Origin of the sequence: Sphingobium sp. OAS761 (genome assembly GCF_024168485.1) — a bacterium.
Lineage (GTDB): Bacteria > Pseudomonadota > Alphaproteobacteria > Sphingomonadales > Sphingomonadaceae > Sphingobium.
On the sequence record NZ_JALJVY010000005.1, the window covers coordinates 192,216 to 204,544 of the forward strand.

General features: G+C 64.7%; 13 protein-coding genes and 1 pseudogene. 7 read left to right on the top strand and 7 right to left on the bottom strand.

The features are described 5' to 3' along the window. Positions 1–2: 2 nt before the first annotated feature. Both J3E64_RS08665 and J3E64_RS08670 read right to left on the bottom strand, forming a co-directional pair. Complete coding sequence (locus tag J3E64_RS08665; protein WP_253342107.1) at positions 3–1,310, bottom strand: isoprenylcysteine carboxylmethyltransferase family protein; 1,308 nt, start codon at positions 1,308–1,310, stop codon at positions 3–5. A gap of 48 nt (positions 1,311–1,358) precedes the next feature. Beyond that, complete coding sequence (locus J3E64_RS08670; protein ID WP_253342109.1) at positions 1,359–2,756, bottom strand: short-chain fatty acyl-CoA regulator family protein; 1,398 nt, start codon at positions 2,754–2,756, stop codon at positions 1,359–1,361. 140 nt (positions 2,757–2,896) lie between these two features. On the opposite strand from J3E64_RS08670, the gene J3E64_RS08675 reads away from it, so the two are divergent. Next, positions 2,897–4,489 carry an isocitrate lyase gene (locus tag J3E64_RS08675; protein WP_253342111.1) on the top strand — a complete coding sequence of 531 codons (1,593 nt, stop codon included), beginning with the start codon at positions 2,897–2,899 and terminating at the stop codon, positions 4,487–4,489. 253 nt (positions 4,490–4,742) lie between these two features. Here J3E64_RS08675 and J3E64_RS08680 read toward each other — a convergent pair whose 3' ends face one another. Next, positions 4,743–6,551: a DUF885 family protein gene (locus tag J3E64_RS08680; protein WP_253342113.1), complete on the bottom strand. Its 1,809-nt coding sequence runs from the start codon at positions 6,549–6,551 to the stop codon at positions 4,743–4,745. A 212-nt stretch (positions 6,552–6,763) separates the two neighbouring features. Between J3E64_RS08680 and J3E64_RS08685 the strand changes: the two genes are divergently transcribed. From J3E64_RS08685 to grxD, 6 genes are all read left to right on the top strand, one after another. Next, a complete protein-coding gene (locus J3E64_RS08685) occupies positions 6,764–7,450 on the top strand; it encodes a glutathione S-transferase family protein (RefSeq protein WP_253342115.1) in 687 nt (228 codons plus the stop codon). Between the two features lie 101 nt (positions 7,451–7,551). Beyond that, positions 7,552–9,003, top strand: coding sequence for a 3-isopropylmalate dehydratase large subunit (leuC, locus tag J3E64_RS08690; RefSeq protein ID WP_253342117.1), 1,452 nt, complete (start codon positions 7,552–7,554; stop codon positions 9,001–9,003). Between the two features lie 106 nt (positions 9,004–9,109). Then, a complete protein-coding gene (gene leuD, locus J3E64_RS08695) occupies positions 9,110–9,703 on the top strand; it encodes a 3-isopropylmalate dehydratase small subunit (RefSeq protein ID WP_253342119.1) in 594 nt (197 codons plus the stop codon). A 59-nt stretch (positions 9,704–9,762) separates the two neighbouring features. After that, complete coding sequence (locus tag J3E64_RS08700) at positions 9,763–10,086, top strand: DUF1476 domain-containing protein (protein WP_253342121.1); 324 nt, start codon at positions 9,763–9,765, stop codon at positions 10,084–10,086. A 10-nt stretch (positions 10,087–10,096) separates the two neighbouring features. Continuing rightward, complete coding sequence (locus tag J3E64_RS08705) at positions 10,097–10,330, top strand: BolA/IbaG family iron-sulfur metabolism protein (RefSeq protein ID WP_253342123.1); 234 nt, start codon at positions 10,097–10,099, stop codon at positions 10,328–10,330. Between the two features lie 56 nt (positions 10,331–10,386). Further along, a complete protein-coding gene (grxD, locus tag J3E64_RS08710; protein ID WP_253342125.1) occupies positions 10,387–10,719 on the top strand; it encodes a Grx4 family monothiol glutaredoxin in 333 nt (110 codons plus the stop codon). Positions 10,720–10,819: 100 nt separating this feature from the next. On the opposite strand, the gene J3E64_RS20655 is transcribed toward grxD, so the two are convergent. From J3E64_RS20655 to J3E64_RS08725, 4 genes and pseudogenes are all read right to left on the bottom strand, one after another. Continuing rightward, a complete protein-coding gene (locus tag J3E64_RS20655; RefSeq protein ID WP_301287187.1) occupies positions 10,820–10,954 on the bottom strand; it encodes a hypothetical protein in 135 nt (44 codons plus the stop codon). A 9-nt stretch (positions 10,955–10,963) separates the two neighbouring features. Next, positions 10,964–11,287 (bottom strand): annotated as a pseudogene (locus J3E64_RS08715) (TonB-dependent receptor); the annotation flags it as partial. A gap of 24 nt (positions 11,288–11,311) precedes the next feature. Beyond that, positions 11,312–11,473: a hypothetical protein gene (locus tag J3E64_RS08720; RefSeq protein WP_253342127.1), complete on the bottom strand. Its 162-nt coding sequence runs from the start codon at positions 11,471–11,473 to the stop codon at positions 11,312–11,314. 38 nt (positions 11,474–11,511) lie between these two features. Next, complete coding sequence (locus J3E64_RS08725; RefSeq protein ID WP_253342129.1) at positions 11,512–12,180, bottom strand: hypothetical protein; 669 nt, start codon at positions 12,178–12,180, stop codon at positions 11,512–11,514. Positions 12,181–12,329: the final 149 nt, after the last annotated feature.

Consider the following 12,329-nt stretch of genomic DNA (forward strand, 5'->3'; position numbering starts at 1 on the left):
GCCTATTCCGCCGGCTGCATCTGCGGCGCCGACGCCGTCACGCGCTTCCTGCCGGTCAGCCAGGCAAAGAAGCGCGGCACCGGTGCATGGCGTTCCATCCAGTCGCTATAGGCGCGATAGTCGGGATCGGCGGACAAATGCTGCTCCTCCGTCCGGGCGCGCCAGTAATAGACCGCATTTGTGAGGCCCAGCATCACGCAGTTGCGGACCATGTCGGTGATGGAGCCGCTGACGGCCAGGAAGGGCAGCGAGGCGAACCACCAGAAGAGATTCTTGGCGAGATAGGCCGGATGCCGGGTCCAGCGATAGGGACCGTGGGTCAATATGCCGCGATGGGTCAGGTTGGAAAAGCGGATGCCGAACGCCACCGTCGCCCAGGCGTAGACGCCGGTCAGCAGCACCAGCCAGCCGCCCATCGCCCATTGCAGCGCAACCGATCCCTGCGTCCAATAATCCCATTCGGCGCCGCCGGCATGATAATCGAGCGGACCGCCGCCACCCATCAGGACGAAGGGCGGGTAGCACATCAGCGCCGCCAGCCAGCCCGACAGATAGGGATTGGCGGTCCGGATATGGGAATCGAGCGGCTTGAAGGTGAGGATATAGCCGACCGTCGCCATGCAGACGTCGATCATGAACATGACCGCGATCAGGAAGCCTGCAAGCGTCACCGGATGGGCCAGCGCGTCCTCGACCCGCCAGTCGACCACGCTGGCAAAATTGCCCGGCACGATCGACACCATGAAGGCGAGGAAGAAGCCCTTGACCGCCCAGGCGCGCGCATGGTTGGCGACCTGCCGCATGTCCGGCGCTCCGGCCGCGCCGCCGATCACCCACTGGCCGAAACTGTAGGATGCATCCCTGGGATCGACCAGCCGCCGGTCGATCCAGAGGATATAGGGAATGGATGCGACCAGCAGCCAGGGGGCAGCGCCGACGAACAGGTCCATGGAATAACGATAATTGCCGCTCCAGTACCAACGGGCGACGCAATAGAAGATCGCAATGGCAAGCCAGGTCGCCCACAGGCCGGCAATCTTGACCAGCGCAGTGTCGAACGCCTCCCGCACGGTGCGCGGCGGCATCGCCCAGTCGATGCCGGTCGACCGCCTGCGATGCACGCGATCAACCACGAGCGACCAAAGGATCATCGGCAGGCCGCAGGCGACCACGGCGGCAAAGCCGGCATTGGGGCCGTTCATGCCATAATGGCGCGCGATCAGCGTCCATAGCGCCAGCCCGGCCAGCCCGGCCAGGCCGACACCATGGCTGACGGCGGATGGGGGGCAGGGATCGGCGGCCTTTGTCATGGCGGCATGCCTAACGGAAAATGGTAAGCAAGGGGTGAAGGGGCGCGGTCACCCGTCGGCAAAGCCGAACGGGGCGTGCGTCCGTCGGAAATCGTCGGGCAGCACGTCGCGCCCGATCGGCGGCGCGGACCGGGCCATGCAGGCGGGTCGGTGACACAGTCGGCAGGTGACCCCGATGGGCGTGGGATCGGACGGCGGCATGTCCTGCGTGTAGACAAGCCGGTGCGCGTGCTCCGCCGCGCAGCACAGGGCGATGGCGCGCTCCACCTTCGGCGCGTTCCAGCCGCCGCCGCCGGCCGTTACCGTGCGCGCGATCGAGAAGAAGCGTTGGCCGTCCGGCAGTTCCAGCCACTGCGTCACGACAGTGCGGGGCGTGGCGAACACGCGGTGCACCGACCAGAGCGGGCAGGAGCCGCCATGGCGCGCAAAGGGGAAACCCGCCCCGTCCAGCCGCTTGGACACGTTGCCAGCCGGATCCACACGCAGGAAGAAGAAGGGGACCCGTTCCTGCCCCGGCTTTTGCAACGTCGTCAGCCGATGCGCGGTCTGTTCGAAACTGGTGCCGAACTGCCGGGCGATCGCCTCGACGTCATAGCGCCGCGCCTCGACCGCCTTGGCGAAGGCGGTATAGGGCATGAGGATCGCCGCCGCGCCATAGCTGGCGAGTGCACGCCGGGCGAGGCGCCGGGCGCTCTCGCCGCTGAACTGGCCGTCCTTCAGCACCGCGTCGAATCCCTTGCGCATTTCCAGATAGGCGACCTGGAGCGCCAGCTGGAATTGCGCGCTGGCCCCGTCCAGCGCGTCGTCCAGCAGCACCGCATCGCGATGCCGGTCCAGCCGCCGCATCGATCCGGCCATCACGTCCGACGGCAGCCGCCGCACGCGCAGATTGTGCCGCACCCTGAGCCAGTCGGCCAGTCCCCCCTCGGCCTCCGCCTCGATCGCAAGCTTTTCCGCCAGCTCGTCCAGCGATGGAAAGCTGTTGCGCCGCGCGGCCAGAAAGCGCCGCGATTCGGCCACCGGATCGACCACATCCGCCTGCGGCTCCAGCCCCGCGCCGCGATCCGCCAGCGCCAGATGCTCCTCGCGATAGCTGGTATAGAGTCGCAGCAACGCTTCGGTGATGCCGGGATAATTGACCGCCACGTCGCCGGTCGCGAGCGCCGGCAGGTCGATGTCGGCGAACATCGGGTCTTTCAGCACCGCATGGAGTCGGGCCGTCTGCTCCGCGCCGCCGTCGCCCGCCACCTCGGCCATGTCCAGCTTGTAGGTGCGCGCAAGACGCAGCAGCATGTCGGCGGTCAGGGGGCGCTGGTTGCGCTCCAGCAATGCGACATAGGAAGCGCTGATCTCAAGATCGGCCGCCATGTCCGCCTGCGTCAGCCCCATTTCGCGCCGCAACCGCCGCAGGCGCGGCCCCATGTAGACCGGGCGATCCTTGGCCATCGACTCACATCCCTGTATGTACTTCACAACTTTACAGCAGATTTTTGTAAAGATCGACAACTGGACTTCGGCGTGGGTGCGCACGGCCGCAACATCTATCTATTTCGCCGTCCATTCCCGCTCACCCAAGGATGGACGACATGACCTATCAAAGTGAAATCGCGAAGGCCGACACGCTGATCGGCGGCCAGGGGCATTGGGACGGCATCGCCCCCGAATCCGTCGCCCGGATGCGGGTGCAGAACCGTTTCAACACGGGCCTCGACATCGCGCGCTACACTGCGAAGATCATGCGCGCAGACATGGCCGCCTATGACGCCGACCCGGCCAACTACACCCAGTCGCTGGGCTGCTGGCACGGCTTCATCGGCCAGCAGAAGATGATTTCCATCAAGAAGCATTTCGGCACGACCAAGGGCCGCTATCTCTACCTGTCCGGCTGGATGGTCGCGGCGCTGCGCAGCGAATTCGGTCCGCTCCCCGACCAGTCGATGCACGAAAAGACCAGCGTTCCCGCGCTGATCGAGGAACTTTACACCTTCCTGCGTCAGGCCGACGCCCGCGAACTGGGCATGATCTTCCGCGATCTCGACACGGCGCGCGAGGAAGGCGACGAGGTCAAGGCTGCCAAGCTCCAGCAGCAGGTCGACGCTTATGAAACCCATGTGGTCCCGATCATCGCCGACATCGACGCGGGATTCGGCAATGCCGAGGCGACCTATCTGCTCGCCAAGAAGTTCATCGAGGCCGGCGCCTGCTGCATCCAGATCGAAAACCAGGTCTCTGACGAAAAGCAGTGCGGCCACCAGGACGGCAAGGTCACGGTCCCGCACGAGGACTTCCTCGCGAAGATCCGTGCCGTCCGCTACGCCTTCCTCGAACTGGGCGTCGACGATGGCGTGATCGTCGCGCGCACCGACTCGCTGGGCGCGGGCCTGACCAAGCAGATCGCCTTCACCCGCGAAGCGGGCGACATCGGCGATCTCTATAACGGCTTCCTCGATTGCGAGGCGGTCGACGCCGACGCGATCGGCCACGGCGACGTCCTCATCAGCCGCAACGGACAGCTGATGAAGCCCAGGCGCCTGCCATCCAATCTCTACCAGTTCCGTCCCGGCACCGGCGAGGATCGCTGCGTGCTCGACTGCATCACCGCGCTCCAGAACGGCGCCGACCTGCTGTGGATCGAGACGGAAAAGCCGCATATCGGCCAGATCGGCGGGATGGTCAGCCGCATCCGCGAGGTGATCCCCGACGCCAAGCTGGTGTATAATAATTCGCCCAGCTTCAACTGGACGCTGAACTTCCGCCAGCAGGTGTTTGATGCGTGGGAAGCAGCGGGCAGGGACGTCAGCGCCTATGACCGGGCGAAGCTGATGAGCGTGGATTATGACAGCACCGACCTCGGCATCGAGGCGGACGAGCGCATCCGCACCTTCCAGAAGGACGCGGCGCGCGAGGCCGGCATATTCCACCACCTCATCACCCTGCCGACCTATCACACGGCGGCGCTCAGCACCGACAATCTGGCCAAGGAATATTTCGGCAAGGCCGGGATGCTGGGTTACGTCAAGGGCGTGCAGCGGCAGGAAATCCGCCAGGGCATCGCCTGCGTGAAGCATCAGAACATGGCCGGTTCCGACATCGGCGACGACCATAAGGAATATTTCGCCGGAGACGCCGCGCTGAAGGCCGGCGGCGCTCACAATACGATGAATCAGTTCGCGGCATAGTTACCCGGTCCCTCGTCCCGCTCTGGGGGGAATGACGAAGGCTTGCGACATTCTGGCCGCAAGCGTTCCCTTTCCCCGGCGGGAACCCGGTGCCGGCAGGGAAGAGGGGCAGACGCGTTTCGTGGCGAAAGCCGCGAAGACAACCAGCTCGCGGAGGAGGTCGACACGTCTTTCGCGATTTGGGTGGAAGGAACTGGACGGCCCGGTGGCGCACCACCGGGCCGTTTTTTTGCCTGTTATCAATAATATGGTTTCAGGCGAGCCCTGTCCGCTGCCGCACCGTCTGCTTCAGTATATCGAGCGGCATCGCGCCCAGCGTCAGCACCTCATGGAACTGCTTGAGGTCGAACGCCGCGCCCTGCGTCCGCTTCACCTGCGCGCGCAGGTCGTTCCACACCGTATGGCCGATCTTGTAGCTGCACGCCTGACCCGGCCAGACGGTGTAGCGGTCGATCTCGCCCTGGCTGCGGCCGCGCGCGATGCCGGTGGTCGCGATCAGATAGTCGGTCGCCTTCTCGCGGCTCCAGCGCCTGGCGTGCATGCCGCTGTCGACCACGAGCCGGGTGGCACGGAACAGCAGCGACTGAAGATAGCCGACCCGGCCGAGCGGATCGCCTTCATACATGCCCATCTCGTCGGCCAGTTGCTCGGAATAGAGCGCCCAGCCCTCCGAATAGCCGCTGTAGAAGCCGCGCCGCCGGATCATCGGGATGGAATCCGATTCCAGCGCCACCGACACCTGGAGATGATGGCCCGGCACCGCCTCATGATGGGTCAGCGTGGCCAGGCCGAATTTGGGCCGGTCGAACGTGTCGCGCAGATTGATGAAGTAGATGGCGGGCCGCGACCCGTCGAGCGAGGCGTTCTGATAATAGCCGCCGGGCGCCCCTGCCTGGATCGTTACCGGCACGCGGCGCACCTCGACCGGTGCCCGGGGCACGGTGTGAAACGCCTCGCCGAGCCGGTTCTGCATCGCGATGATCTGGCTGTTGAGCTGCGCCAACAGGGCCTCGCGACCCGGATCGGTGTTCGGGTAAAGCTGGTCGGGCCGCTTGTTGAGTTCCACCAGCCGGTCGCCGACAGTGCCCCGGCTCATCCCCTCGCCTTTCAGGATCGTGTCGATCCGGGCGGATATGTCGGCGACCTGATCGAGGCCCAGTTGATGAATCTCCTCCCCGGTCAGCTTGGTCGTGGTCGCTGCCTCGGCGGCTGCGGCGTAAAAGGCCTCGCCGTCGGGCAAACGCCAGCAGCCCGCATCATGCACAGCCCTGGCGCGCAGCTGCTGCACCAGTGTGCGCTGGCGGTCGACGGCCGGAAATATCTTCTCCACGACGATCTTCCCGGCCTGCGCCGCGCGCTCCGGCGGCAGACCGGCAGCAGCCAGCTTCTTGACGAAGGAAGCGACCAGCACCGTCTGCGCCGGCGGCTGGTCGCGCAGCGCCGCCTGCATCTTCATTGTCGTATCGAGAATATAGTCGGGCGCGAACACGCCCTTGGCGGCATCCGCTTTCTGCCGGTCCAGTTCGCCGTCCATCGCGGCAGGAAAGGCTTCCAGGCGCGAAAGATAGGCGTCGGCGTCCGCTGCATCTTTCACCCGGTGCTGCGAATCGAGGAAGTCGGGCACTTCGCGATAGCTGCCGGTCAGCTGGCTGAGGATATAGGGCGCATAGCGGCCCGCCGTCTCGCCATAGCCGAACCGTTCGCCCCCGACCGCGCGGTCGAGCTGATAGGCGACGACATCATGGTCGAGCCGGCTCGCCGCGCTCAGCTTGTCGCGGTCGATGCTCGCCAACTGCTTCGCCTGCGCCTTGCTTCGGGCAAGGTCGCGGGCGGCCCCTGCGGCGCTGGTATCGGACAGCTTGCCACGCAACGGCGCGCGCGGACCGGTGTCGAGGCCAAGGCGCGTCGCGCTTTCGGGCGCATCCTCCAGCCGTTCGTAGAAAAAGCCGTCCAGCATCGCCCGCAGGCGTGCGTCGGCGTCCCCGGGCTGGGCGAAGGCACGTGAACCGGCGGCGGCGATGGCGGTGGCGCCGCCGGTGGCAAGAAACTGGCGTCGGTGCACGGCAAGGGGACTCCATGGATGGCAAAGGGCGGCAAGGGGAAAGCCGGCCCGAAACACCCTCTTTTGACGCGCGTTCAACAATTTGGCTAGGGCCGGCACGACGGACCGGGCGGCCGTTCATAAGCCCAGCTTGTCAGCGCGTAGATCGTTGCCGCTGTCGCATCCCCGTCCGATGCGATATGCCGCGCATGCCCGGGAAAGGGAGGGAGTCCATGTCCTACACGCTCATCACCGCCAATCGAAACTACAGCAGCTGGTCGCTACGCCCGTGGCTGCTGATGAAGGCGCTGCATATCCCGTTCGAGGACCGGATAGAATTTTTCACCGCCGCCACCAACTACGCCGCGTTCCGCAGCTTCTCGCCCACCGGGCAGGTGCCGGCGCTGGTCGATGGGACGCGTACCGTCTGGGATTCGCTGGGCATCACCCTCTATCTCGCGGATCGCCATCCCGGTGTCTGGCCCGCGGACGAGGCCGCGCGCGCATTCGCCCAGTGCGCGGCCGCCGAAATGCACAGCGGCTTTTCCGCCCTGCGGAACGACTGCACCATGAATGTCGGCGTCCGCGTCGAACCGCACATGCCGTCGCCCGCGCTCAACAGGGACATCGCCCGGTTGCGCGAATTGTGGGAGCAGGGACTGGACCGCTTCGGCGGACCGTTCCTTGCAGGCAGGGTCCTTACCGCGGTCGACGCCTTTTACGCACCCGTAGCGTTCCGCGTCCGCACCTACGGACTGGACGTCGGGCAAAAGGGGCAGGCCTGGGTCGATCATATGCTGTCCCATCCGGCCATGCTGCAATGGGAGGAGGAAGCGCTGGCCGAGACCTGGCGCGAGGAAAGCCACGAGGCGGAGATCGGCGCTGCCGGCCGCATCGTCGAGGATTATCGCGCCCGCTGATCCTCGCTGTAACATTCTTGCCGATAGTGCGGCAAAATCGTCTGTTTAGGTACGCCTTTCCCCTTTTCCCGTCGCCCTTCCGGGTCTAGGGGAGGGCCATCATGGTTAAGCCCCGCACCCTCTACGAAAAGATATGGGACGCGCACGTCGTCGAACGGCGTCCCGATGGCACCTGCCTCATCTATATCGACCGCCATCTCGTCCACGAAGTGACCAGTCCGCAGGCGTTCGAGGGGCTTCGCCTTGCCGGGCGCAAGGTGCGCCGGCCCGATCTCACGCTGGCGGTGCCCGATCACAACCTGCCCACCACGCCGCGCCGCGATGCGCAGGGCAACCGCATCCCCATCGCCGACCCCGAAAGCGCGCAGCAGCTTGCCGCGCTGGAACGCAACGCGCCCGAATTCGGGGTGCGCCTGATCGGCGACGCCGATGCGGAACAGGGCATCGTCCATGTCGTGGGCCCGGAACAGGGTTTCACCCTGCCCGGCACCACGCTGGTCTGCGGCGACAGCCATACCAGTTCGCACGGTGCGCTGGGCGCCCTGGCCTTCGGTATCGGCACGTCCGAAGTGGAACATGTGCTCGCCACCCAGACGCTGCTGCTCAAACAGTCGAAGACCATGGCGGTCGTCGTGGACGGCGAACTCGCCCCGGGCGTCACGCCCAAGGATGTGGCTCTGGCGATCTGCGGCACGATCGGCACCGCGGGCGGCACCGGCTACGTCATGGAATATCGCGGTTCCGTTTTCCGCGACATGTCGATCGAAGGTCGCCTGACCGTCGCCAACATGTCGATAGAGGCGGGCGCGCGGTCCGGCCTGTTCGCCCCGGACGACAAGACGTTCGCCTATCTGAAAGGCCGCCCGATGGCCCCGCAGGGCGCGGATTTCGACGCCGCCGTCGCATGGTGGAGGACGCTCGTTACCGATGAGGGGGCCGTTTTCGACAAGACGGTCGTCATCGACGCGGCCGATATCGTGCCCACCGTCACCTGGGGTACCAGCCCGGAGGATGTGGTGCCCGTGACTGGCGTGGTCCCCGATCCGCAAAGCTTCGCCGATCCTTCCAAGCAGGCCGCCGCGCAGAAGTCGCTGGACTATATGGGCCTCACCGCCGGCCAGCGTATGGAGGAGGTCGCGATAGAGCATATATTCATCGGCAGCTGCACCAACAGCCGGATCGAGGACCTGCGCGCTGCCGCCGCGCTGCTGAAGGGCCGCCATATCGCCAGCGGGATCAAGCTGGCCATGGTCGTGCCGGGTTCCGGACTGGTCAAGCGGCAGGCCGAGGCGGAGGGTCTGGATCGCATCTTTCTGGATGCCGGCTTCGAATGGCGCGAGCCGGGCTGTTCGGCATGTCTGGGCATGAATCCGGACAAAGTCCCGGCGGGGGAACGCTGCGCATCGACCAGCAACCGCAATTTCATGGGGCGACAGGGGCCGGGGTCGCGGACGCATCTGGTCTCGCCCGCCATGGCGGCGGCGGCGGCGGTGACCGGGTATCTTACCGACGTTCGCGCGTTGATGACCGATAAAGAGGGGATGGTCGCATGAAGAAGATTTTCTGGCTGCTGACGCTGGGCGCGCTTGCCAGCGCGGCGATGGCTGCATCGCTGGGCCGCGCCGAGGACGCACCCGTCGAGGTGCAGCAGGTCCGCTGATGGAAAAACTGACGACCGTCGACGGACGGGCCTATCCGTTCGGGATGAAGAATGTCGATACCGACATCGTCATCCCGGCACATTGGCTCAAGACGATTTCCCGTTCGGGCCTGGGCAAGGGCGCGTTCGAGGTCCTGCGCAAGGAACCCGGCAACGTCTTTGACGACCCCGACTATGCGGGCAGCCCGATCCTGATCGCAGGCGACAATTTCGGATGTGGCTCCAGCCGCGAACACGCGGCCTGGGCACTGGGCGACCTGGGCATCAAGGTAGTGATCGCACCCAGTTTCTCGGACATTTTTTCGGGTAACGCCTTCAAGAACGGCATCCTGACCGTCGTTTTGCCGCAGGCGGCCGTCGATCGCTTGCTGGAGGTCGCGAAGACCGATCCCATCCATGTCGATCTGGAGACCCAGACCGTTACCACCCAGTTCCAGGATCGCTTTCATTTCGAGATCGACCCGTTTCGCAAGCATTGCCTGCTCGGTGGACTGGACGAGATCGGATTGACGCTGGACGATGTCGACGCGATCGACAGTTATGAAGCGAAAATCGCCGTCGAACGCCCCTGGACCGTTCCGGCCGTTGCCTAATTCCCCGCTTGTTCCTATCAGCATGGGAAAGACGGCATGAAGATGAGGCTGACCAAGGCATGACCACTTTCGACGATCGCGAACGGGCGTTCGAAAACATGTTCGCCCACGACCAGGAGATGCAGTTCCGCATCCAGGCACGGCGCAACCGCCTGCTGGGCGAATGGGCCGCGGCAAGGATGGGGCTGACCCCGGAAGAGACCGATGCCTATGCCAAGGCGGTGGTGCAGGCCGATTTCGAGGAAGCGGGCGACGAAGACGTCATCCGCAAGCTGTTGGGCGACATGACATCGGCCGGTATCGACATTGACGAGGCCGGGGTGCGCGCTGCACTCGATGAACAGGCGGTCATCGCGCGCCGCATGTTCATCGAAGCCCAGTAGGACGACGCCCATGCCGATGGCCGCCGAAGAGATTGCGGACATGATAAGGGCCGCGATTCCCGATGCCGCGGTGGAAATCACCGATTTGGCCGGAGATGGCGACCATTATGCCGCGCGCGTGGTGTCGGAAAGCTTCCGGGGGATGAATCGCGTGGCGCAGCAACGTGCCGTGTACGCCGCTCTCGGCGGGCGGATGGGCGGCGTGCTGCATGCCTTGCAACTGACCACTGCGGTTCCCAACTAACGGACCATGGACAAGCGCGCCATGGATCGGCGCCAGACAGAATTGGAAGATTGGACATGACCGACGCCGTGCAGCAACGGATCGCCGATATTGTGGGTGGCCATGACGTGGTGCTTTTCATGAAGGGCACGCCGCTTTTTCCGCAATGCGGCTTTTCCAGCCGCGCGATCGCCATCCTGGAACATCTGGGCGTCGCCTATGATACGGTCGACGTGTTGCAGGACCAGGCCGTGCGTCAGGGTATAAAGGCCTTTTCCGACTGGCCGACCATTCCCCAGCTTTATGTAAAGGGCGAATTTGTCGGCGGCAGCGACATCATGATGGAAATGTACGAAGCCGGCGAATTGCAGCAGCTGATGACCGATCAGGGTGTCGCTGCGGCCGGTTAAAGCGCTGCGGTATCCTGCTTCACGCAAGGGGCTCGCGATGCGGGCCCTTTTTTATTTGGCTGCATCGCACGATTGTCGCAACCGCCCGCCCCGGTCCGATTTAGAAGTCTTTCTGCAAGCGCAGGGTGAGCGTTCGGGGCTGCATGGGCGTGCGCTGGTCAATCAGGCGCAGTGTGAAGGGATTGCCGTAACCAAAACTGTCTTCGCGCTGGTCCAGAAGATTGGCAACCGTCAACCCTGCCTTTCAATCGCCACGCGACAGTTCGGCGCCGATGTTGCGCGCCCGCCCGGCGTTGATGGTCCTGACGAGGCTGTCCGTTCCCAGCGTATCGCTCTGGACATTCTCCCAGCGGAGGCCGAACAGGCTGCCGTTCAACAGGAGGTGACCGCTGGCCAATGTCAGACGCCAGCCCAGTTCCAGGCTCTCAAGCTCGTCCGACTGGAAGGACCGGGCGCCCGGATCACCATCCGTGTTGATGCCGCCGGGCCGCACCGCGCTCGCATACCGCAGCCGGACGACGCCCCGATCGAGCGGATGCCAGGACAGGGTCAGGCTTGGCGTGACCCCATTTTTGCGTGCCCGCCGCCTGGCCTAGCCAACCTGCTCATTATCGACGCGAGCAAGATATGCCCGCGCGCCGATGGTTGCCGACCAGCTTTTCCCCAGATGCTGCGTCAGTTCGCCGAACAAGGCCGCCTCAAGGCTGCCGTCATGCTGTGAAAGGAGCGGGATGTCGGGCGATGCCGCCGGCAAGAAGCTATCCTCCAGCGTGTTTTCTGCATGCAGGACATTCAGCCCGCGACCCACGGCCGGCGCGATGCCGGGTCGCTCAACCGTATCTCCTGGGTCGCGAGGCGTAGGAGACGACGTTCTTCGAAGCCCAAATGGATCGCAAGGCCGAGGGCACTTGCGCGCGCTGTCGCATCATAGATGCTGCGCAACTCGTGCGTCACATAGGCACTCGCGGACGTGAGATCGAGTTCTCCCAGCTTGCCACGAACGGCCACCGTCGCGGCCAGGAAGTCGTTGTCGTGCGGCTCGGCCCGTGTCGTGCTGCGCTGAAGGCCGCGAAACGCATATTGGCTGTCGCGGACGTTGAGCCATTGGGTGGTGAGGCCGAAATCGGCGCGCCAACTCTCAGCGATCTGCCATCCCAGCATCGCGCGCTGGCCGGAACGCCGGCTTCGGCTCACATTCGACGCCCGGCGCGCTGGATCGTCGACAAGCTGGCGCACAAGCGCCGCGCCAGCGTAGTAGCGACCGCTACCCACAAGGTCGGCGCAACCCGATACAATTTCGCTGCCAATGCGTAGCAGCATCGAAACGGCCACCACGGCATCGTCGCCATGCCCAAACGGCGAAACGCCGTCGCGTCGGTCGGTTCCAAGGACATGGCCGCAAACGAACAGCTTTTCGCCCAGGTCCTTGAAAGTTTCGGCGGTAAATTTTGCGAAGTCCATTCGTGCGGCAATACCCACAGGATCAACCGCAGCTTGCCCAATGGCATCGCGATGTAGGCCGAAGGCATTGTCGTTCATGCGGACGCTATGTCGTAGCGATCATCGCGAATCACGCTTTCCCTATTGCCCGTCTCGTGTGGGACAAAATG